Below are 22,271 nucleotides of genomic sequence, written 5' to 3'. Positions count from 1 at the left end.
TCATGTTGCTGACGCGGGGAGAGCGAAGAAGGGGCATCGCCTGGGGTCTTATGAGCTTCGCCTCTATCGCCCTCTTCGTCGCCATTGCCGTTGTTGCATTGCTTTCCTGGGATGCCGACGGCGCCCAATCCCGGCTCTTTACGGCCTACACATGGCGAATCCTGCGCTTTACGCTTTGGCAGGCGATGCTGTCGACATTGCTTTCCGTAGGGCTTGCACTTCCCGTGGCACTCGCTCTTGCCCGCCGGCCCGACTTTCCCTGCCGAACCTGGATCGTCCGCCTCCTGGCGCTGCCGATGGGGCTGCCGGTTTTGATCGGCGCGCTAGGGTTGATCGGTATATGGGGGCGTCAGGGCCTGATCAACGGCCTGCTGTTGACGCTCGGCCTAGACCAGCCCATCAGCATCTACGGTCTTTCCGGAATCCTGCTCGCACATGTCTTCTTCAACCTGCCGCTCGCCACGAGGCTGTTGCTCGCGGCACTGGAGCGCCAGCCGGCGGAATACTGGCTTCTATCCGCAAGCCTCGGCATGAAACCGCTCTCGGTCTTCCGGTTTGTGGAATGGCCCGCCGTTAAAAACGTCATCCCAGGCATCGGCGCGCTCGTCTTCATGCTGTGTGCCACGAGCTTTACGCTGGTGCTGCTGCTGGGCGGCGGACCGGCAGCGACCACGCTCGAAGTGGCGATCTACCAATCGCTGCGTTTCGATTTCGACCCGCCGCGGGCGGTCGCCCTGGCGCTGCTGCAAATCGTCATAACAGGCGTTATTCTGCTCGGCATGGCATTATTGCCGACGCCGGATGACCCGGGTGCAGCCTCGGGCCGTACAAGCCGCCGCTTCGACGGTCAGGCGTTGTCTGTACGTCTTTGGGATTCATTTGCCATACTTGCTGCCACGGTATTCCTGATCATGCCACTGGCTTCGATCCTTGCCGCCGGGCTTAGAGCAAATCTCTGGAACCTCGCATCGAGCGCCGCCTTTCTTACCGCCGCCTGGACGAGCTTCTCCATCGCTTTGAGTGCCGGAATGCTGACGATTGTGACCGCGCTCGCCATAATCGCAGGAAGGGAAGCGGTGGCAGACATGAAAAAGCCCGCGGCGAGCGCTCGGGGCTTCGCTGCAATGCTTGCGGGCACGTCCTCGCTTGTTTTGCTGGTGCCGCCGGTCGTCCTCGGCACCGGTTGGTTCCTGGTGCTACGACCCCTTGGGGATGTTGGTCGCTTTGCCCCTCTGCTGGTCGCGGTGATCAACATGCTGATGGCGCTGCCTTTTGTGATGCGGGTGCTGGAGCCGGCCATCGAGACCCATCGTCAGCGGACAGCCAGGCTTTCCGCAAGTCTCGGCCTCTCCGGTCCTTCGCGGCTTTGGCATATCGACCTCCCTGTGCTTTTAAAGCCCCTGGCGACGGCACTTTCCTTCGCCATGGCACTGTCGCTCGGTGATCTCGGGGCCGTGGCTTTATTCGGTTCCAACGATCTCGTCACGTTGCCCTGGCTCGTTTACAGCCGGCTATCCAGCTACCGGACCAATGACGCCGATGGCCTGGCGCTTATGCTGGGCATCATTTGCCTGCTGCTGACCATATTGGGAACGACCGGCCGGAGAGGGGCGGAGAATGGCTGACGGCATCAAGCTGGAGAATGTCGAATTGAGGCTCGGCACCACGGATTTCCGGTTTGATTGCGCTCTTCCCTCCGGCGCGGTGACAGCCATTACTGGGCCATCAGGGTCGGGCAAATCCACTTTTCTCAATATCATTGCGGGTTTCGAAGTTCCCGACATGGGCCGCGTCTTCGTCGCTGGAGAGGACGTGACGGAAAAACATCCGTCCGAACGACCGGTTTCGCTGGTTTTCCAGGACCACAATCTTTTCGCTCATTTGAACCTCTTCACCAATATCGGTCTCGGCATCAGTCCTTCGCTGACCCTTTCGCCCGAACACCGAAAGGCAATTTCGCAGGCGTTGGAACGTGTGGGGTTAGGCGGATACGAAAAACGCATGCCAGGCACGCTTTCCGGGGGCGAGAGACAGAGAGCCGCCTTTGCGCGCGCCTTGGTGCGCAACAAGCCCGTACTGCTGATGGACGAACCGTTTGCTGCGCTCGATCCGGGTCTTCGCATCTCGATGGCGGGCCTTCTGCTCGACCTGCATCGGGAGACGGGCAATACCGTGCTGATCGTCACCCATGATCCGAAAGAACTGAACCGCTTGGCCGATCACGCCCTATTTATTGAGCAGGGACAGATCACGCTGGAGGCACCGGCAGAGGAATTTCTGGGCCGTCGCGACATCCCGTCACTCCTCGAATTTCTTTCGAGCTGATCGCTCCCGGCTCTCTTGAAGGAGTGTCTATCGACCTTTTTGACCGATCACGCCCGGAGACTCTTGCAAAAGCTCCGTTACATTTGCCGCCACAATTTGGACGTGGCGCAATGGCATCGCGAACTGGCTGTGGGGATTTTCTTTGCAAACACGCCGATAAGACATATCTCAATAATGTCTGTGCATGTGGTGCGAAAATCGCTAAGCGAACATGGAGAACAAACTCGCTTTGGTTCGAGAGAGCCATCCTAAAGCCGGATGGCAGACCTTGGAAATGACGGTGCGTGAAACGAGGACGATGAGGCGCGATACGGCTGGTTCGATGGTCTTGCCAAGGGCTCGCTTCATGCTGGGCTTTCGGACTGCGGGCGCCTTGCTGCTCGGGGGAACCCTGCTGGCCGGCTGTCAGTCCATCTTCGAGCAGGCCTATACTCCGAACGTCTCTCCTTCCGACTCGCCGCAGATCGTCGATGAAGTCCAGAAGAACGATCCCCGAGCGCAAATGGGAGCGCGGGAGCATCCCCGCATCGTCGCGAGCTATGGCGGAGAATATCGCGATGCCAAGACCGAACGGCTGGTCGCCCGGATAGCCGGCGCCCTGACCGCTGTCTCGGAAAATCCCAACCAGTCTTTCCGCATCACTATCCTGAATTCGCCGGCGATCAACGCCTTCGCGCTGCCCGGCGGCTATCTCTATGTGACCCGCGGGCTTCTCGCCCTGGCAAATGACGCTTCGGAAGTCGCAGCGGTCCTCTCCCACGAAATGGGGCATGTGACCGCTAACCACGGTATCGAACGGCAACGGCGCGAGGAGGCGGAAGTGATCGCCAGCCGCGTTGTCGCCGAGGTCCTTTCGAGCGATCTTGCCGGCAAGCAGGCGCTTGCCCGCGGCAAGCTCAGGCTTGCAGCATTTTCCCGCCAGCAGGAGCTGCAGGCTGACGTGATTGGCGTGCGAATGCTAGGCGAGGCAGGATATGACCCCTATGCGGCGGCGCGTTTTCTGGATTCCATGGCAGCTTATGCCAGGTATTCATCCGTCGACCCTGACAGCGACCAAAGCCTGGACTTTCTGTCAAGTCATCCCAATTCCACGCAGCGTGTCGATCTTGCGCGCCGCCATGCGCGCAATTTCGGCCAGGAGGGCACAGTCGGCGACAAGGGCCGCGACTATTATCTCGCCGGCATCGACGGCCTTCTCTACGGGGACAGCCCACAGGAAGGTTATGTGCGCGGCCAGACCTTCCTGCATGGTGGGCTCGGCATCCGTTTCGACGTGCCACCCGACTTCCGTATCGACAACAAAGTGGAAGCGGTACTGGCGACCGGGCCGGGTGAAACGGCAATCCGGTTCGATGGGGTCGCCGCCGGCGATAACAACAGCCTGACCAATTACCTGACGAGCGGTTGGGTGGCGGGGCTGCAGCCCGAGACGGTGCGGGAAATCCAGGTCAATGGATTGCCCGCGGCAACCGCTCGCGCTTCAGCCGACCGCTGGGACTTTGACGTTACGGTCGTCCGGGTGGGCGAGCAGATATTTCGCTTTCTCACCGCGGTGCCGAAGAACAGCGCTTCACTGCAGACCACGGCCGATCTGCTGCGCAGCACGTTCAGGCGAATGACGCCGGAGGAGACCGCAACATTGAAACCTCTGCGGGTCCGGATCGTGACTGCCGCTCAAGGCGACACGGTGGCTTCTCTCGCCGCCCGCATGATGGGAACCGACCGGAAACTCGATCTTTTTAAGCTGATCAACGCGCTATCGGCCGGCGCCACTCTGTCGCCAGGCCAGAAGCTGAAGATCATTTCCGAATAGCCCGCCGAATATCAGCAGACAGCGGCCATTTGCGGGTTGGCTGAAACCAGCGCCATCTTGAGTTTTTCGATCGCGCGACTCTCGATCTGACGTACGCGCTCTTTGGAAATGCCGAGTTCGGCACCGAGCGCTTCCAGCGTCGCACCTTCATCCGTGAGGCGGCGTGCCCGGATGATCTTCTTTTCGCGATCATTGAGCTTGGTAAGTGCACCCTGAAGCCATTTCAGGCGCCGTTCGCCGTCTATCATTCCGGAAACCTGTTCATCGGGCAGCGGCTCGGCACTGGCAAGCATGTCCAGCCGTTCGCCGCTGTCGGCGTCGCCGGCGATGGACGGAGCCTGTAGCGAAGCGTCATTGCCGGAAAGGCGGGCATCCATGGTCTGAACATCCGCGACACTAACCCCGAGAGCTACGGCAATTTCCTCGTGGATGGCGCGCGCCGTCAGATTGGAATCCCCACGGGCAAGCTTCGCACGCAACCGACGAAGATTGAAGAACAAGGCCTTCTGCGCCGAACTGGTGCCGCCGCGAACGATGGACCAATTGCGCAGGATATAATCTTGCATGGAAGCGCGGATCCACCAGCTAGCATAGGTGGAAAAACGTACATCACGTTCCGGTTCAAACCTTGCCGCAGCCTCGAGCAGCCCTACATAACCTTCCTGTACGAGGTCGCTCATCGGCAATCCAAAGCCGCGGAACTTGGAAGCCATGGCGATTACGAGCCGCATATGAGCAAGCGCGATCCGGTTGCGAGCGTTCTGGTCTTGATCGTCCTTCCACCGTACCGCCAGATCTCGCTCTTCATCTCGTGCAAGATAGGGTGCCGACATCGCTATCTTGATCATAGTGCGGTCTGCGGACATGGCTGTCATCGTGCTCTCCGTGAACGGTCTGATCCGACAAAAAGCAAAGCCCAACTCCAGCACCGTGCCTTCGAACGGCGATGAAGATTTTAAGGCTGCGCTTTTCTCCCCTCGTTGAATTCCGCGGGGATTCATCCGGCCGACAAGCCAAAAATCCGCCCGCACTGCTTCCCGCGGACGCGAATGATGCCGTTAACGCAATTCGCCATCCCGGCGGGACAACGCTGCAGCACGGAAAAAGTTCCAATAAAAAACCCGGCTGGAAGGCCGGGTTTTAAAAACAGGCGCAATAGAAGCTTAGGCGGCTTCTTCCTGTGCCTCGTCTTCTTCGATTGTCTTGCCGCGCTTGGGACCCTTGGCAAGATTGATCTCGACAACGCGAACGGCTTCCGTTTCAGACATTCTGTTAACGGCAGCGATTTCACGAGCCATGCGGTCGAGCGCGGCTTCGTAGAGTTGGCGCTCGGAATAGGATTGTTCGGGCTGGTTCTCAGCACGATAAAGATCGCGCACCACTTCCGCGATCGAGATCAGGTCACCAGAATTGATCTTGGCATCATATTCCTGAGCGCGGCGCGACCACATGGTGCGCTTCACGCGTGCCTTGCCCTGGACCACCTTGAGGGCACGCTCGACAAAATCCGTTTCGGACAACTTGCGCATGCCGATGTTCACGGCCTTGGCAACAGGCACCTTAAGGCGCATCTTGTCCTTCTCGAAATCGATTACGAAAAGTTCGAGCTTCATGCCCGCCACTTCCTGCTCTTCGATGGCCGTGATCATTCCCACGCCGTGAGCGGGGTAGACAATCGATTCACCGGTCTTGAAGCCCTGGCGCGCGGGAGAATTCTTCTTCTGCTGAGTCGTCATTCGTTTCACAAACTCCCTATTACTCACCCGTGTTTCGGGTCGGGGAAACCGGGTCTGTCAGGCCCGGATGAGACGGGGGAAACCGTCGGGTCACTCCATACTGGTCCGACCAACGCTAGCGAAAAACAAACCCCATCGCGAACTGCGACCGCCAACATTCAAGCGTTGCAATGTCACTTGTACCGCGTTTTGGATGATCTGTTGCTTTCGTGATGTTTTTTGGGCACGCGAGTGCCGCCTTGTGGAACAGTTCTTATTACCTACCACAAAAAAGTGCGGAAATCAATAATTTGCTTTTGCATGTGCACACAAGGCCACATTCGTCCTGTGCTCAACAAAAAGGCAATATGATTCCAGATGGCTGCCGAGCCATGCGAGGAAGGTATGGATCAATCGCCCTTGCCAGGCTCCGGCGAGAAGAATTGCTCGTATTTGCCAGCCACGCCGTCCATCTCTTTGGCTTCCGGTAAAGGATCGCGCTTGACGGTGATGTTGGGCCAGACCTGCGCAAAATCCGCATTCACCTTGAGCCATTTGTCCAGCCCCGGTTCGGTGTCCGGCTTGATTGCCTCGGCGGGACATTCCGGCTCGCAGACGCCGCAATCGATGCATTCATCCGGGTGAATGACGAGGAAGTTTTCACCTTCATAAAAACAATCGACCGGGCACACCTCGACACAGTCGGTGTATTTGCAACGGATACAATTGTCGGTCACGACATACGTCATGCGGCACCCCAGCAATATCTCGGATCAGCAACACGCCGGCAACAGGATGAGTGCCAGCATGCCGGAAAGCCGGGACAGGCGAAACCCTAACTGCAAAGAGGACAGGAGGCAGGCATTCCGGCTTTTCGACTGTCAGGTAAAGCCTTTGGCTTTGCTTAGCAAGGATAAAGCGTCCTGAAAACCGCAGCTCGGCAGGCGATTTTTCTAATCTAATCGCTATCTGCGTCCGGAAGCAGCCGGTCGGTTTCCCGACGCTCCTTCTTGGTGGGCCGTCCGCTTCCCTGCATGCGCTGCGCCTGCTCGAAGAGCGTCAGCCGCTGCCTCCCTTCCGGTGGCGGGCTGAGATCCTCGTAAAGAAGACGCGCCTCCTCGAAAGGGCCGCGCCGCTCGCCGCCCGACCTCACTACCAGCACGACATCGCGACGTTCAAGCGCAAGCTCAATGCGGTCCCCCGGCTTCACCTGGGAACTCGGCTGGGAAACAAGCTCTCCGTTCACCCGGACATGGTTCGAGCGGATAAGGTCCTGAGCGATGGAGCGTGATTTCGCCATGCGGGCAAAAAAGAGCCACTTGTCGATGCGCTGGCGCGAACCGCTCAACGACGCCGCTTGTGGCTCCTTTTCCGTCATAGCCTTACTTCTTCATTTGCTCCTTGAGAGCAGCGAGCTTTGCAAAGGGCGAATCCGGATCGATCGGCTTCTCCTTGCGCGGGGGCTTAGCCTCAAAACGCGTCGGCTGCGACCCTTTGCCGCGCTCGTTACGATCCTGGCGTGGGCCGCCCTCCGGGCGTTCGCCGCGGTTTGGCCGATCGCCACGGTTGTTGTCAGGTCGGCGATTGTTGTCGCGGTTCTGCCGGCCGCCGTCGCGGCGCTCACGATCCCGGTCGCCGCTTGGGCGCCCTTCCCTGCGCTCTCCATCGCGACGATCGTCACGGCGCCCTTGAGCACCCTGAGCCGCTTCACCGCCGGCCTGGCGTTGGCCACCGCCGTGGCCGCGCCGATCACCGTGTTGCTGGCGTCCAGTTCGCTGATTGTTGTCCCGACCACCACCAGGCCGCCACAGAAGAACGGGCTTCGGCTCCTCGGACTCATCAGCCTTTGCCGCATCAGCAGGGTCTGCCGAAGGCGTTTCCTCTACTGCCTCCGGTACCGCTTCGGATTGCGCCGTTTCAACAGCCGTATCGGGCGAAGCCTCTGCCGTTTCGGAGGCGTCCGCGTCGTCAGCCTCTCCGGTCTCCTGTGCGGCTTCGGCAGATGCCGGCGCTACACTATCGGCAGACGCCCCGCCTTGAGCAGCCAGGAAAGCCTGCGCCTCTTCCGCCTTGACGGCATCCGCACGGTAACCCAACCCCTTGAGGATCTCTTCCATGTCGTCTGGTGTGGCGCCTAGGATGGAAAGCATCGCGGTCGTCGTCGTGAACCGGCGGCCGTCATAAGCGCCCTCCGGACGTGGGGTGGTGCCGGGCTTCCACTGGAGGAGCGGACGGATCAGATCTGCCAGGCGCTCGAGAATATCGATACGAACCGCGCGTTTTCCGAGGAAGCGGAAGCCTGCCAGTTTGTAGAACATGCGTTCGAAAGCCGGATCCGCGACAACCGAAGTACGGCCGGCGGCAAGTGCCGGAATAAGGTCGCCGTAACCCGGCTTGTCGAGGCCGTCATTCTTCAAGGCCCAGAGAAGCGTGATCAGTTCGGCTGGAGCCGGTTTCAGAAGCGTCGGCATGAAGACGTGATAGGCGCCAAAGCGGATACCGTAGCGCCGCATCGAAGCGCGCGCGTCCTGATCCAGCGACTTGACTTCTTCTGTGACATCGCGCCGGAAGAGAACACCCAGATTCTCGACAAGCTGGAAAGCCAGCCCCTTCGCAAGACCCTGAAGGTCTTCGGCCCGCGACAGATCATCGAGCGGCTTCAGGATCGTGGCGACATGATGATTGACGAAGCGCTCGATGCGGGCAACCACATGATCGCGGGCATTGCCGGTGAGCTGTTCGTCCGACAGCAGGATAACGCGCGGACGCATGATATGATCGCTCGCTGTAAGACGGGCGACAGGTTCGCCCAGCCAACGCACGAAACCATCGGATCCCACGGCGAGATCGCCGTTGCCGGAGGCATAGAGCCTTGCGGCGCGGGCCTCGAATTCGAGGGCCAATGCCTTCTGGGCAGCCGCCTGCACCGCCCTGGCATCCGGCCCCTCGGCCCCTGCGACGGGTGTGAAGCGGAATCCCGCCAACTGCCCGACGTGATGTCCTTCCACAAAGACATCACCATTCACACTGATTTCAGCTTCCAGCATAGCATTCTCTCTCAGGCGCTTCATGAGCACAGATGTCCTGCGATCAACGAAGCGTTTCGTCAACCGTTCATGTAGTGCGTCCGACAACCTGTCCTCAATTTCCCGCGTCTTTTCTTGCCAGTGTGTCGGATCGGCAAGCCAGCCGGGACGGTTCGAGACATAGGTCCAGGTCCGAATTTGCGCAATGCGTGCCGACAGCGTGTCGATTTCGCCATCGGTCCGATCGGCACGGCGGACCTGCTCCGCCATGAAGTCCTCGTTCACAGTACCGAAGCGCACAAGATCGGAGAAAAGAGTCGAAATGAGGTCCGCATGCTGCGCCGGCGCAATCCGCCGATAATCGGGAAGAGCGCAGGCTTCCCATAGTTTCTCCACGCGTTCCGGCGTTGTCGCCGCGTCCCGAATCTCCGGATATCTCGAAAGATGATCAAGGGCTTGGCTATCGGTCGCGGGCAATGCTCGGGTAAGACCGGAAACCGTGGGCGCCGCATCGAGGCTTTCTCGCAAAGCTTTGAGCGAAGAAAAATCCAGGTTCTTCGAACGCCACTGAAGCACCTTCACCTGATCGAATTGATGCCCTTCGATTCGCTCGACCAGTTCATCGTCGAAGGGTGCAACCTGACCGGTGACACCAAAGGTTCCGTCTCTGACATGTCGCCCGGCGCGGCCGGCGATTTGGCCGAGCTCCCCAGGATTGAGATTTCGGAACTGGTAACCGTCGAATTTCCGGTCCTGGGCAAACGCGACATGATCGACGTCCAGGTTGAGACCCATGCCGATCGCATCCGTCGCAACCAGGTATTCAACATCGCCTGACTGATAAAGACCGACCTGAGCATTGCGCGTACGGGGACTGAGCGCGCCGAGAACGACGGCCGCGCCGCCGCGCTGGCGCCGGATGAGTTCTGCGATGGCATAGACCTCGTCAGCCGAAAACGCCACGATGGCAGAACGCTGCGGAAGACGGGTGATTTTCTTCTGGCCCGCATAAAAGAGCTGAGACAGGCGCGGTCGCTCAACGATCGTCACGCCCGGCAATAGCTTTTCGAGAATCGGACGCATCGTCGCGGCACCCAGCAGAAGGGTCTCGTCGCGCCCGCGAAGATGCAGGATCCGGTCAGTGAAGATATGTCCGCGCTCGAGATCGCCGGCCAATTGCACTTCATCGATTGCGACAAACGACGCTTTCGTCTCACGCGGCATCGCTTCGACGGTACAAACGGAAAAGCGGGCGTTCGGCGGAGTTATCTTTTCCTCGCCGGTCACTAGCGCCACCTGGGAGATCCCGACTTTTTCCACCAGGCGCGTATAGACCTCCCGCGCCAGAAGCCGGAGCGGAAGACCGATCACACCCGAACCATGGGCGACCATTCGCTCGATGGCGTAATGCGTTTTGCCGGTATTGGTGGGTCCGAGCACGGCGGTAACGCCGCGCCCACTTGTAATCAAGGGCTGAAAATTCAAAGCCTAGGTCCGCGCATATGTGGACCGGTCATTACATGAGAAAAAGCCGGCCACGCCACACATGGCGATCCCTGCCGATAAAGGCAAGCCTCCATTGCGGTTTTGCACGCCAGGTACGGGGTTTTCCGCGCGATTTAATCATCTCCTTCCACAAGGAAAATCGTAGCAAAGAACAGACGCGAACGAATCGGAGACGAATCGCAGACTCCACAGGATTCAACGTTTGTTCACGGCTATATATTGATGCACACCTGCTCGCACACACGACATCCTGAATCTCGTGCCGATTCCTACCGCTTTTGATGGATGCTCCGGCGAAATCGCCGTCACTCACAGAGAAAGACCGGAGTCAACATATTGATATAGTTAATTTTTGATAAACCAGCAACGCATGACTCCACTCCTAAAAGCGCCCGAATTAACGTTCGGGTCAAAGCCAGAACGAAACGTTGACGAATCAGAGACCGATCTTCTTTCCGGTTTTGTTCTCACAACATCTAGTATCTGCCAAGCCGCGTCCGACTCTAAAAATCCGAGGCGCAGTTAATCGTTAACGGTGGTCTCCGATGCGGGTGTTAACCCCGCCTAACATCCGTTAATCACACGTGAGAGACTGCGCTTCCGCCTCTTGGAACAAAAAACGCCAAGCCACGTTTCCTCGCCACATCCGAACCGGATTGCCCAGTGGAGTAAAAAGCCATGCTCGGAACCATATTGCTTATCATCCTCATCCTACTGCTCATTGGCGCTTTGCCGAATTGGGGTTATAGCCGAGGTTGGGGCTATGGTCCGTCCGGCGGATTGGGCCTCGTAGTACTGATCATCATCATCCTGCTATTGATGGGCAGGATCTAAAACGGCGTAGCCGTGCGTAAAAGGGAAGGGAAAATCACATGAAGAAGATTCTGGTAGTAGGCTGCATGATCGGCACGCTCGCCTCCTGCACGTCCACTGAACGGGGCACGGCAATCGGTGCAGGCACCGGTGCCGTTATCGGCGGTGCTGTGACCAACAGCTGGGGCGGCGCAGCGGTCGGCGCTGTCGCGGGCGGTCTCGTCGGCGCGGCAATCGGCGAGTCCGAAAAGCGGCGCGGCTACTGCGTCTACCGCGACCGTTACGGCCGCACCTACGAGGCTCGCTGCCGCTAAGCCGCACGAGCGGAAGATATTGGCGACCGGCGTAGGGCAACCGACGCCGGTTTTTCTTTGCCTTAACGCGCTGGCGTCAACCTTTGGAGTAAAGCCGGAACAAATCGCTGACGAATCGGCGACATCGGCTGCTTCTCGGTTTGTTCACCACAATATCTCGTATTATAACAACACGTTAACCATATTGGCAGGCGGGATCGCCTGCCAATATGGCCCCTAGTCACGGCAGACGGTTAATGGCGGAAATTATCCGGCCATAAACTGGCCGCCGTTTGCCGAAAGCGTCGACCCGGTAATGAAGCCTGCTTCGTCGGAAGCAAGGAAAACGACGCAGCGGGCTATCTCCTCCGGTTCGCCAAGACGACCGACCGGAATCTGCGGAATGATCCGTTCGTTGAGCACCTTTTCCGGAACAGCTCGCACCATCTCTGTGCCGATATATCCCGGGCAAACCGCATTGACGGTGATGTTCTTCGCCGCTCCCTCCTGAGCAAGCGCCCTGGTGAAGCCGAGATCACCTGCCTTGGCCGCGGAGTAATTCACCTGCCCCATCTGGCCTTTCTGGCCATTGATGGAAGATATGTTGACGATGCGACCGAACCCGCGGTCACGCATCCCGGCCCAGACCGGATGCGTCATGTTGAAAAGTCCTGTAAGATTGGTACCGATCACCTCGTTCCATTGTTCCGGGGTCATCTTGTGGAACATGCCATCGCGCGTGATACCGGCATTGTTCACAAGGACATCGATCGGTCCGAGTTCTGCTTCGACTTTGGCGATACCTTCAGCGCATGCTTGGTAGCTCGATACGTCCCATTTGAAGACCGGAATTCCCGTCTCGTTATAGAAGGCTTTTGCCTTCTCCTCATTGCCGGCAAAGTTGGCCGCCACCCGATAACCCGCGGCCTTGAGCGCAATTGAAATCGCCGCCCCGATACCACGCGTTCCTCCCGAAACCAATGCAACCCTGCTCATGCCACTTCCCTTCCCTTTGTGATACGGTCCTTCTGCGTAACCAAATGCTTACGGATTTTGACAGACTCGCGCCAGGAACAACTCCGCCTTCCGGCTTCGAGCAAGCGGAGCTATCCCGCGAAAATCACATTGCTTCGAGACACATGGCAACGCCCATACCGCCACCGATGCAAAGTGTTGCGAGACCCTTCTTGGCGCCGCGACGCTTCATTTCGAAGAGAAGCGTATTAAGAACGCGGGCACCGGATGCCCCAATCGGATGGCCGATGGCAATGGCACCGCCATTGACGTTGACGATCGAGGGATCCCAGCCGAGGTCCTTGTTGACCGCGCAAGCCTGCGCCGCAAAGGCTTCATTCGCTTCGACAAGATCGAGATCATTGACAGACCAGCCGGCTCTCTCCAGCGCCTTGCGGGAAGCAGGAATCGGGCCGGTACCCATGATCTGCGGATCGACACCGGCGGTAGCCCAGGAAGCGATGCGGACCAAAGGCGCAATGCCTCGGCGCTTGGCTTCTTCTTCTGTCATGAGCACGGTGGCCGCCGCACCGTCGTTGAGGCCGGATGCGTTGCCGGCAGTGACCGTGCCTTCCTTGTCGAAAGCCGGGCGGAGCTTTGTCATCGCGTCCATTGTTGCACCCGCACGGATGTACTCGTCGTTATCGACGGTCACGTCGCCTTTTCTCGTTTGAATGACGTAGGGAATGATCTCATCCTTGAAACGGCCTGCAGCTTGCGCCGCTTCTGCCTTGTTTTGGGAAGAGACGGCAAACTGATCCTGCTCTTCGCGGGAGAGCTGCCACTGGCGCGCAATGTTCTCCGCCGTAATCCCCATGTGATAGCCGTAGAAGGCGTCTGTGAGCCCGTCCTTGATCATCGTATCGATCATCTTGAAATCGCCCATCTTCACGCCACCGCGCAGATGAGCGCAGTGCGGAGCCATGGACATGGACTCCTGGCCGCCTGCGACGATGATCTTTGCGTCACCCAAAGCAATCTGCTGCATTCCGAGTGCCACGGCACGCAGGCCCGAACCGCAAAGCTGATTCACTCCCCAAGCGGTTGCCTCCTTGGGAACACCGGCTTTCATCGCAGCCTGGCGCGCCGGATTCTGGCCTTCGCCCGCCGGCAGCACCTGCCCAAGGATGACCTCGTCCACGTCGGACGCATCGACACCGGCGCGGGCAAGCGCGCCTTTGATCGCCGCAGCGCCGAGTTCGTGGGCCTGGACATTGGCGAAGGCACCGTTGAACGAGCCGACGGCAGTGCGGGCAGCCGATGCGATCACGATGGATGGATTAGCCATGGGAGGTCTCCTCTTATTCGATATTGCTCACGAGACTGGCAAAGCTTGGCCGCAGAGTCAAACGCCGGGGCGCATCAGCAGGCTGTGTTGGAAATTGGCCTTGAGATTTCGCGGATTTGCTGCGCAACAAAGCAATCGCCGCGCCGCACAAATCGATTGTCAGCCTGCTTCATTTAGGCTTACATTCCTCTTGGGAGCGCAACGCCATCGACAAAAAACAACCACGTTGACGGGAGCAGGAGGCAATTATGGCGAAGACCGAAGGCGAAATCATAATCAAGAAATATGCCAACCGACGCCTCTACAATACAGGCACCAGCACTTATGTGACGCTGGAGGACCTGGCAAAAATGGTCAAGAAAGGAGAGGAGTTCCTGGTTCAGGATGCCAAGACCGGCGAGGACATTACCCATTCCGTTCTGACGCAGATCATCTTCGAGCAGGAATCAAAGACGGGGAACACCCTGCTGCCCATCTCGTTTCTCCGGCAGTTGATTTCCTATTACGGCGACCAGATGCAGATGGTCGTGCCGACTTTTCTCGAACACTCGATGAAGACCTTTACGGAGCAGCAAACGCAGATGCGGGAGCAGATGGCCAAGGCCTTTGGCGATACGCCGCTCAGCAAAAACCTGCAGGCGCCGATGCAATTGATGGAAGAGCAGGTGCGTCGGAACACTGAGATGTTCCGTCAGGCGGTGCAGATGTTTTCCCCCTTCACGGGCCAGCCACCAGCCGCAGCTCAAAAGAAGGCGGATTCGAAGGATATCGACGAACTGAAAGAACAGCTTCGCAACCTTCAAAGCCGGCTCGACAATCTCTGATTAAAGCCCGATCGATACATCCCGCCCGGCCGAACGGATCGCGACTGCAAAGCCGCCGATGACGTCGATGAATGTTATGATCATCAAGATGAAGAATATCTGCGTTGCAGCATCTCTGACCAACAGGAATTCCGTCAGATATCCGACGAAGGTCAGCATTGAGAGCATGTGATTGAAAAGCGAGCCGCGACCGTTGCGGCTCGCCTTCAGGATTTCCACGAAGAGAAAAAACAACGCAACCACGATCAGAACGTCGCCCAGCGTCATCGTCCACTCCGCGCCGGAGAGCATCCGCAGCGAGATCAAGACATTGTCGAGCGAAGCCACTCCGCCCCCGCCCATCGTTCCCAACATCGCAAGATTGTAGAGAACGAACGGAATGATCATCAACGGCAGGGCAGCGAGCATGGCAGACTCCAAACAATGATTGGTCGGCCGGACTGTGATGGCTGCTCGCGCTTTCCGCAAGACATCGCTGAAACAAAAAAGGCCGGCAAAGCCGGCCCTCATGCAAACTGCCTGCTAAAACGCTTACGCGTTTTCCTTCGGCGTCAGAACCTGGCGGCCACGGTACATACCGGTCTTCAGGTCGATGTGATGCGGACGGCGAAGTTCGCCGGAGTTCTTGTCTTCGATATAGGTCGGAGCCTTGAGCGCGTCGGCGGAGCGGCGCATACCGCGCTTGGACGGGCTCGTTTTTCTCTTCGGTACAGCCATTTTCGTTACTCCACTTTCGTGCAAAACATGATCCCCGGCCGGAACTGAGGCCGATTGGGCATGTCTCGATCTCGGAAATTTGGGCGGCTTATACATGCCCTGCAGGGGTTTGACCAGTCCTCAGCGGGATTTTTTGTAAATATGAGGCTTACGCCTCGTCTTCCGGCACGATCCAAGTTTCGGCAAGCGCCGCTTCCTGCCATTGGAGCCAAGCGGGATGGGATTTCATCGCCGCCATGTAAGCGAGCGTATCTGCATCCGACACAAGATCATAAACGTCAAACCGATTAACGACCGGTGCGAACATCGCATCCGCTGCGGAGAACTCGCCGAATAGAAATGGCCCGCCGGACGTCGCGCGCAGTTCCCGCCAGATCGCGGAAATCCGGGCTACGTCGTCCATCACGCCTTCGGCCAGTTCAATTTTGCGCTTTGGCCGTCGGATATTCATCGGGCAGGCGTTGCGCAACGCTCTGAACCCAGCAAGCATCTCAACCGAAATCGACCGGGCTATCGCTCGGTCGGGCGCCGCTTTTGGCCAGACGCGCCTTTCGGGGAAAAGCTCGGCGACATATTCAATGATCGCCAGCGACTCCCAGACGCGCAGGTCCCCATGATGCAGCACGGGCACCTTGCCGGTTGGCGATATCGGCTTGAACCTCGGATTCCCTGCTGGAAAATCGAACGGTATCAGCACCTCTTCGAACGGAATCCCAGCTCCCGTCATCGCAATCCATGGGCGGAAGGACCATGACGAATAGTTCTTGTTGCCGATATAAAGGATGAGCTTTTCCACGACGGCGCCTCCAGCAGGTTTTACCTGCCTATAATCGGCCCGCCGGACAACAACCAATGAAATTGCGCGAAGTCAGCCATAAATGCATTTGATATAATCGGCGGAGCTGCGGGCACGCCGCTCGACGACTGCGGCCAAGCGCTGCATTCCGCGGCCGGGCTTGCCCGCGGCCCGGGTGATGGGATTGGGAAGCGCCACAGCCAGAAGCGCTGCCTGCCGCGCGTTGAGCTTTGCGGCCGGCACTTTAAAATGATATTGGGCTGCCGCCTCTGCCCCGTAGATGCCAGGGCCCCATTCAGCGATATTGAGATAAATCTCCATTATCCGACGCTTCGACCACACGAAGTCGCCGCCGATTGCGAGAGGCAGTTCGAGACCTTTGCGGATGAACGAACGACCATTCCAGAGGAACAGGTTCTTGACCGTCTGCATGGGAATCGTGCTGGCTCCGCGTGTCGCTTCGCCGTCAAGGGCATCCTCCACCACACCGCGCATCTGGGCCCAGTCAACGCCACCATGGAAGCAGAACTGTCCGTCTTCCGACATCATGACCGAACGCACCAGGTTGGGCGAGATGTCGTCGAGACTAACCCAGCGCCGATCATAGCCACGGAAAAGGATCAGTTCTGAGAGCATCAAGGTCGAGACAGGGCGAGTAAACGGTATGGCGTAGACCAGGATCAACAGGTAGGGCAGCACCAGGACGACGACCGCAATTGAGAGAAAGCGACGCGTCAGCCTATTGGACAACAGACGGTCCCGCCGCGTCCTCATGACGGACTCCTCTTCGTCCGCGTGCTGTTCGGGTGAAATGTCCAATATCCCGCTTATCCCATGCTTAGCAATTTCATAACCGGTGAATGCTTCCAAGGCGAGTCCGGCGCCGAAACTTCCGGTGTACTGGTAAATCTCCGTTGCTTGCCAACGGTTGGCATGCCAAACAGCGGCCATGACGGACACCAAACCTGCATTTGACGAGCGCTTACGACAAAGCGCTTCCGAGACGGAAGCCTTGCTTGCTTCGGTGCTTTCCGATGCCGCCCTGCCGGATGAGATCGCACGCCCGGCACACCTGATGGCAGCCATGCGGCACGGCTCCTTGAACGGTGGGAAAAGGCTTCGGCCCTTTCTGTTGCGCGAAAGCGCGGTTCTTCTCGGCGGGTCATCCGATGCCGCGCTTCGTGTCAGCGTGGCGCTCGAATGCCTTCACTGCTATTCGCTGATTCACGACGATCTTCCGGCCATGGACGACGACGATCTGCGGCGGGGCCAGCCGACCGTTCACAGGGCTTTTGACGAAGCGACAGCTATCCTCGCCGGCGATAGTCTTCTGACCTATGCTTTCGACATCATCGCGGCTCCGGAAACCACGCTTGCGGACAGGCTCAAGACAGAGCTTGTGCTGGCACTGGCGCGGGCAGCAGGCCCTGGCGGCATGGCAGGCGGACAGGCTCTTGACCTTGCCGCAGAAAAATCAGCGCCGGATGAAGCCGGTATCGTGACCTTGCAGGCAATGAAGACCGGTGCGCTGCTGCGGTTTGCTTGCGAGGCAGGCGCCATCGTCGCCGGGTCGCCGGCGGCCGATCGGGAAAGACTTCGTCTTTTCGGCCAAAAGATCGGCCTTGCCTATCAGCTCGCCGACGATCTGCTCGACCTCACCTCCGATGCCTCCACCTTGGGGAAGGCGGCTGGCAAGGATGCCGCGCGCGGCAAGGGAACGCTGGTCGGCCTCCATGGCAGGGATTGGGCTGAAAAGAGGCTCGAAGTACTGACCAATGAAGCTATCGGCCTTCTTGCGCCCTACGGAGAAAAGGCGCTTATTCTGCAGGAAGCGGCGCGCTTCATCGCCAGCCGAGACAATTGACCCCGAGGGAAGACCTTGCCTGAGATCCTGATCTATATGTGGCCCGCCTATGTCGCCTATATCATCAACGTCGCAAGCCCCGGCCCGGCCAATTTCGCGATCATCGGCGCCTCGATCTCGCAAGGCCGCCGCGCCGGGTTGATCACCGCACTCGGTATCGGATGCGGTTCTTTCACCTGGGCCTGCGCCGCAGCGCTTGGCCTAGCGGCGCTGCTGCGCAACTATGCGCTTGCACTGGAGATCCTGAAAATCCTTGGCGGGCTCTACCTGATCTATCTCGCCTGGAAGGCTTATAAATCCGCACGCTCACCGGATGCAAAAGCCGCAATCGGCAATGCCCGGACGGATTATACGGCACGCCAGCTTTGGTTGCGCGGCTACATGATCCACCTGACCAATCCGAAGGCTATCTTTGCCTGGCTGGCGATCATTTCGCTGGGTCTGCCCGAAAACGCGTCGACTTCGGCGATCATCCTGATCATTGCCGTCTGTATGATATCCAGCCTGACGGTCTTCACCAGCTATGCAATGGTGTTTTCGACGTCCCGCGCGCTGCGCGGCTACAGGGGGGCGCGGCGCTGGATCGAAGGCACGATGGCCGTCTTCTATAGCGTTGCCGGGTTCAAGCTTCTGACGAGCCGCATCTAGACGACTCGTCAGAGTTTTTCAAAAATCAGCCCTGCGTAATCGGAGCGATCGCCACTTCGACGCGGCGGTTCTGCGCGCGACCATCCGAGGTCGCGTTAGACGCAACCGGTTGCGACGGACCAAAACCCATCGTCGACATGCGGCGCTGGTCGACCCCGCGGCCTGCCAGATAGTTCGCAACCGACGCAGCACGGCGTTCCGACAGCCCTTGGTTATGCGAGAGGCTGCCGGTCGAATCGGTATGCCCGTTTACATCGATAAAGGTCTTGTTGAACTTGTTCAGCACGACCGCTACCGAATCGAGGGTTCTGTAGAATGGCGGGATCACCTGATCCTGGTCGGTCGCAAAGGTGATGTTGGACGGCATGTTGAGGATGATGCGATCGCCGACGCGCGTCACGGAAACGCCCGTGCCCTGAAGCTCGGCACGTAATTCCGCTTCCTGATTGTCCATATAGGCGCCAATCCCGCCGCCGGCCAGCGCACCGATACCGGCGCCGATCAGAGCATTGCGACCCGCATGGCGTCCTCCCGTCAGCCCGCCGGCAAGTGCGCCCAGGCCGGCACCGATCACGGCACCACCAGCGGTGTTGGAAACCTTTTGTTCACCCGTATACGGGTCGGTTGTGGTGCAGGCAGAGAGATAGGTCGCGCAAAGTGCGACGATTGCGATTTTCTTGAGCATGAAGTTGAAGTCCCCGTCGTCAATGGTGACATCTCATTTACCACGAATTGCGGCAATAGCGAGGAGAGGCTTCGGCACTCGGTAGCCCCTTTTGTCCAACAGCTGGCATTCCGGGACTGACCAACCTCGTCGACGATTGCAACGTGTTGGCGTGGCGGCTCTTGGGAACCAAATTACTCTGCAGCCGAGCGGTGCCCGAAGCGCTGTTCGATATACTCGATGACGAGTTTCTCGAAATCGGCGGCGATATTCGGGCCGCGCAGCGTCATAGCCTTCTGGCCATCGATGAAAACCGGTGCCGCCGGCGTCTCGCCGGTGCCGGGCAGCGAAATCCCGATATCGGCATGCTTGCTTTCGCCGGGCCCGTTGACGATGCAGCCCATGACGGCGACGTTAAGCGCTTCGACGCCTGGATATTTCTCGCGCCAGACCGGCATGTTCTTGCGGATGTCGTTCTGGATGTTCTGCGCCAGCTCCTGGAAAACTGTCGACGTCGTGCGGCCGCAACCGGGACAGGCCGCGACCACCGGCACGAACTGGCGGAAGCCCATGACCTGCAGCAGTTCCTGCGCCACCTGAACCTCGCGGGTGCGGTCGCCGTTCGGCTCCGGCGTCAGCGAGACCCGGATCGTGTCGCCGATCCCATGCTGCAGCACATAACCCATTGCCGCAGACGAGGCGACGATGCCTTTCGATCCCATGCCGGCTTCGGTGAGGCCAAGGTGCAACGCGTGGTTGGAGCGCTCGGCAAGCATGGAATAGACAGCGATCAGGTCCTGCACCTGGCTGACCTTAGCCGACAGAATGATTCGGTTGCGTGGCAGGCCGATCTGCTCGGCAAGCTCTGCGGAAATTAGCGCGGATTGGACGATGGCCTCATGCATGACCTGACGGGCGGAAAGCGGCGAACCCTCGGTGGCGTTGCGGTCCATCAACGTGGTCAGGAGATCCTGGTCGAGCGAACCCCAGTTGACGCCGATGCGCACCGGCTTGTCGTAGCGGATCGCCATCTCGATGATGTCGCCGAACTGCTTGTCCTTTTTGTCCTTGAAACCGACATTGCCCGGATTGATGCGATATTTAGCCAGCGCTTTGGCGCAGGCCGGATGGTCGGCAAGCAGCTTATGGCCGATATAGTGGAAATCGCCGACCAACGGCACGTCCATGCCGAGCCGCAACAAGCGCTCGCGGATTTTTGGTACCGCTGCAGCACTCTCGTCACGGTCGACGGTGATGCGGACGATTTCCGAACCAGCCTTGTAGAGCGCGGCGACCTGCGCGACCGTCGCATCAATGTCGGCAGTATCCGTATTGGTCATCGACTGAACGACGACGGGCGCGCCGCCGCCGACGATGACGCCACCGACATCGACCGCAACGGTGGCACGCCGCGGCTTGGGATCATAATCGACGGGTGAGGACATGGAGCTTCTCGTCGCCTTGAAAATAGGAGCGCCTTTCAGGTGGCGTATGGTTTGCGGGTTGTCAACCGGCCCGCCACGCACTTTATCGCAGCAGGCGCTCTTCTTCCATCAGCGCGCGATTGCGCCTTTTTAGTGATGGGCGTTGTCGGCGTGCCTTGCAAGCGGTGACAGCAGCAAGGCCACTGCGATCAGGATGGAGAGGGCTGCAAAGATCACAGCAAGCCCGGTGTGCTCGGCAATGAAGCCGATTGCCGACGGCGCCACGAGAATGCCGGAATATCCCATCGTCGTAACGACCGAGAGACCGACACCGGGTGCCATCCCGGGCAGGTTGCCGGCGGCGGAAAAGGCGATCGGCACAATGTTGGAAATGCCAATACCCGTCAGCGCAAAGCCCGCGATCGCCATTGCCGTATTCTCGGCAAAGCCGATCAACAGCAGACCAAGGATTGCAATCACTGAACAGACGCGAAGCGTCATGACGGCGCCGAACCGGTCGCGGATGAGGTCACCCGCAAAACGCATCGCCGCCATGGTCAGAGAGAAAGCAGCGAACGCGAAACCGGACAGCGTGACGGAGGCCGCAAGTTCGTTACGGAGATAAAGCGCACCCCAGTCGAGGATGGCGCCTTCCGGTATCATGCAGAACAGGGCCATGATGCCAAGGAGCCAGGGAAGCGGCGAAAGCGGCAGGCGACTCTTGCCATGATGCCCCTCGTCGGGATGCGGTGCGTCATGCAACACCGTCCGCCAAGCCGCGACGATCATCAGCGCCGCCAGTGCTGTGACGAGGATCGCATGGGGGGAAACCCCTATATGCTCGATCAGGAAGCCGCCGGTCGAGGAGCCGATCAGGCCGCCTAAGCTCCAGAAGGCGTGGCAGGAGGACATGATGGCACGCCGCATGCGCTTCTCGACCGACACCGCATTCGCATTCATCGCGACATCCATTGCCCCGATCAGGCCCCCAAAAAGGAAGATGGCGATTGCCCCGGTCCAGATCCCGCCGACCCAGGTGAGAAACAGCAACGTCGGCGTGAGCAAAACCGCCGTCCATTTGGAAACCTGGCTCGATCCGAAGCGGGCGATCTGGCTGCCGGCGAGCGGCATCATCACGATCGATCCGAGCCCGAATGTCAGGATCATCAACCCGAGAGCCCCTTCGTCCAGGCTGAGACGGCTTGCAAATTCCGGAATTTTTGGAGCCCATGCGCCCACCATGAAGCCGTTCATCAGGAACAGCAGCGATACGCCTACCCTTTCGCGGGTAATGAATTTTTCAGACCGAATAGGAGGGTTGAGAGGTGCGCGAGTATCCATACGTCCAATCCTTCTGGTTGTCGCGACCATATTTAAATCGATTGAAATTGCAACGGCGCATTGGCGGCCCGTCTCTCACAAATTATGTGCGAACGAAACCGGCGACGATCCAAAAGGTTCTCAGGATTGGCCGCAGGACAAAAGATTGGAGGCGCCATTCCGAATGGATGGCGCCTCTGGCCTCGATGCATTTCAAGAAA

General features: G+C 58.9%; 22 protein-coding genes. 8 read left to right on the top strand and 14 right to left on the bottom strand.

Features of this window, described 5'->3' with window-relative positions:
• Positions 1-2 precede the first annotated feature (2 nt).
• The 3 genes from thiP (at position 3) to EDE09_RS15130 (ending at position 4,138) form a co-directional block, all read left to right on the top strand.
• Positions 3-1,625, top strand: coding sequence for a thiamine/thiamine pyrophosphate ABC transporter permease ThiP (gene thiP, locus EDE09_RS15140; protein ID WP_132411359.1), 1,623 nt, complete (start codon positions 3-5; stop codon positions 1,623-1,625).
• On the top strand, positions 1,618-2,325 hold the full coding sequence (locus EDE09_RS15135; RefSeq protein WP_132411357.1) for an ATP-binding cassette domain-containing protein: 708 nt from the start codon (positions 1,618-1,620) through the stop codon (positions 2,323-2,325). The genes thiP and EDE09_RS15135 overlap by 8 nt, the downstream gene beginning before the upstream one ends.
• Before the next feature lie 346 nt (positions 2,326-2,671).
• Complete coding sequence (locus tag EDE09_RS15130; RefSeq protein WP_245423015.1) at positions 2,672-4,138, top strand: M48 family metalloprotease; 1,467 nt, start codon at positions 2,672-2,674, stop codon at positions 4,136-4,138.
• Between the two features lie 11 nt (positions 4,139-4,149).
• Here EDE09_RS15130 and EDE09_RS15125 read toward each other — a convergent pair whose 3' ends face one another.
• The 5 genes from EDE09_RS15125 to EDE09_RS15105 all read right to left on the bottom strand — a co-directional run bounded on the left by EDE09_RS15125 (position 4,150) and on the right by EDE09_RS15105 (position 10,364).
• Positions 4,150-5,013, bottom strand: coding sequence for an RNA polymerase factor sigma-32 (locus EDE09_RS15125; protein ID WP_105384511.1), 864 nt, complete (start codon positions 5,011-5,013; stop codon positions 4,150-4,152).
• Between the two features lie 288 nt (positions 5,014-5,301).
• Positions 5,302-5,874: a CarD family transcriptional regulator gene (locus EDE09_RS15120; RefSeq protein WP_105374659.1), complete on the bottom strand. Its 573-nt coding sequence runs from the start codon at positions 5,872-5,874 to the stop codon at positions 5,302-5,304.
• 389 nt (positions 5,875-6,263) lie between these two features.
• The gene (gene fdxA, locus EDE09_RS15115; RefSeq protein WP_105374658.1) at positions 6,264-6,602 is read right to left on the bottom strand and encodes a ferredoxin FdxA; all 339 of its coding nucleotides are present in this window, start codon (positions 6,600-6,602) and stop codon (positions 6,264-6,266) included.
• A 209-nt stretch (positions 6,603-6,811) separates the two neighbouring features.
• Complete coding sequence (locus tag EDE09_RS15110) at positions 6,812-7,231, bottom strand: RNA-binding S4 domain-containing protein (protein ID WP_132411355.1); 420 nt, start codon at positions 7,229-7,231, stop codon at positions 6,812-6,814.
• 4 nt (positions 7,232-7,235) lie between these two features.
• Positions 7,236-10,364: a helicase-related protein gene (locus EDE09_RS15105; protein WP_132411353.1), complete on the bottom strand. Its 3,129-nt coding sequence runs from the start codon at positions 10,362-10,364 to the stop codon at positions 7,236-7,238.
• 699 nt (positions 10,365-11,063) lie between these two features.
• Between EDE09_RS15105 and EDE09_RS15100 the strand changes: the two genes are divergently transcribed.
• Positions 11,064-11,219: a DUF3309 family protein gene (locus tag EDE09_RS15100; RefSeq protein ID WP_105374655.1), complete on the top strand. Its 156-nt coding sequence runs from the start codon at positions 11,064-11,066 to the stop codon at positions 11,217-11,219.
• Positions 11,220-11,257: 38 nt separating this feature from the next.
• Positions 11,258-11,512: a YMGG-like glycine zipper-containing protein gene (locus EDE09_RS15095; protein ID WP_105374654.1), complete on the top strand. Its 255-nt coding sequence runs from the start codon at positions 11,258-11,260 to the stop codon at positions 11,510-11,512.
• Between the two features lie 246 nt (positions 11,513-11,758).
• Here EDE09_RS15095 and EDE09_RS15090 read toward each other — a convergent pair whose 3' ends face one another.
• Both EDE09_RS15090 and EDE09_RS15085 read right to left on the bottom strand, forming a co-directional pair.
• Complete coding sequence (locus EDE09_RS15090; RefSeq protein WP_132411352.1) at positions 11,759-12,487, bottom strand: beta-ketoacyl-ACP reductase; 729 nt, start codon at positions 12,485-12,487, stop codon at positions 11,759-11,761.
• 124 nt (positions 12,488-12,611) lie between these two features.
• Positions 12,612-13,793 carry an acetyl-CoA C-acetyltransferase gene (locus tag EDE09_RS15085; RefSeq protein WP_105374652.1) on the bottom strand — a complete coding sequence of 394 codons (1,182 nt, stop codon included), beginning with the start codon at positions 13,791-13,793 and terminating at the stop codon, positions 12,612-12,614.
• Positions 13,794-14,041: 248 nt separating this feature from the next.
• Between EDE09_RS15085 and phaR the strand changes: the two genes are divergently transcribed.
• On the top strand, positions 14,042-14,617 hold the full coding sequence (phaR, locus tag EDE09_RS15080) for a polyhydroxyalkanoate synthesis repressor PhaR (protein WP_105374651.1): 576 nt from the start codon (positions 14,042-14,044) through the stop codon (positions 14,615-14,617).
• Here phaR and EDE09_RS15075 read toward each other — a convergent pair whose 3' ends face one another.
• The 4 genes from EDE09_RS15075 to mtgA form a co-directional block, all read right to left on the bottom strand.
• Entirely contained in the window at positions 14,618-15,025 is a 408-nt protein-coding gene (locus EDE09_RS15075; RefSeq protein WP_105374672.1) for a hypothetical protein, read from the bottom strand.
• A gap of 123 nt (positions 15,026-15,148) precedes the next feature.
• Positions 15,149-15,334 carry a 50S ribosomal protein L32 gene (rpmF, locus tag EDE09_RS15070; protein WP_003535764.1) on the bottom strand — a complete coding sequence of 62 codons (186 nt, stop codon included), beginning with the start codon at positions 15,332-15,334 and terminating at the stop codon, positions 15,149-15,151.
• Positions 15,335-15,482: 148 nt separating this feature from the next.
• Positions 15,483-16,130, bottom strand: a complete 648-nt coding sequence (locus EDE09_RS15065; protein WP_132411350.1) for a glutathione S-transferase family protein — start codon at positions 16,128-16,130, stop codon at positions 15,483-15,485.
• Between the two features lie 72 nt (positions 16,131-16,202).
• On the bottom strand, positions 16,203-16,949 hold the full coding sequence (mtgA, locus tag EDE09_RS15060; protein WP_207914851.1) for a monofunctional biosynthetic peptidoglycan transglycosylase: 747 nt from the start codon (positions 16,947-16,949) through the stop codon (positions 16,203-16,205).
• Between the two features lie 130 nt (positions 16,950-17,079).
• Between mtgA and EDE09_RS15055 the strand changes: the two genes are divergently transcribed.
• Together EDE09_RS15055 and EDE09_RS15050 are read left to right on the top strand one after the other, a co-directional pair.
• A complete protein-coding gene (locus EDE09_RS15055; protein ID WP_132411346.1) occupies positions 17,080-17,994 on the top strand; it encodes a polyprenyl synthetase family protein in 915 nt (304 codons plus the stop codon).
• Positions 17,995-18,009: 15 nt separating this feature from the next.
• Positions 18,010-18,642 (top strand): LysE family translocator, encoded by a 633-nt coding sequence (locus tag EDE09_RS15050; protein WP_207914850.1) that lies wholly within the window; start codon positions 18,010-18,012, stop codon positions 18,640-18,642.
• Between the two features lie 25 nt (positions 18,643-18,667).
• Here the strand turns inward: EDE09_RS15050 and EDE09_RS15045 are convergent, their stop codons facing one another.
• From EDE09_RS15045 to EDE09_RS15035, 3 genes are all read right to left on the bottom strand, one after another.
• Entirely contained in the window at positions 18,668-19,327 is a 660-nt protein-coding gene (locus EDE09_RS15045) for an OmpA family protein (RefSeq protein ID WP_105374648.1), read from the bottom strand.
• 173 nt (positions 19,328-19,500) lie between these two features.
• Positions 19,501-20,751 (bottom strand): flavodoxin-dependent (E)-4-hydroxy-3-methylbut-2-enyl-diphosphate synthase, encoded by a 1,251-nt coding sequence (gene ispG / locus EDE09_RS15040; RefSeq protein WP_132411344.1) that lies wholly within the window; start codon positions 20,749-20,751, stop codon positions 19,501-19,503.
• A gap of 129 nt (positions 20,752-20,880) precedes the next feature.
• Positions 20,881-22,071 (bottom strand): MFS transporter, encoded by a 1,191-nt coding sequence (locus tag EDE09_RS15035; RefSeq protein ID WP_132411342.1) that lies wholly within the window; start codon positions 22,069-22,071, stop codon positions 20,881-20,883.
• Positions 22,072-22,271 lie beyond the last annotated feature (200 nt).

The organism is Neorhizobium sp. S3-V5DH, from assembly GCF_004343065.1.
Taxonomy (GTDB): Bacteria; Pseudomonadota; Alphaproteobacteria; order Rhizobiales; family Rhizobiaceae; genus Neorhizobium; species Neorhizobium huautlense.
The sequence above is the reverse complement of the archived record's forward strand: the minus strand, read 5'-3'. Positions and strand labels throughout refer to the sequence as shown.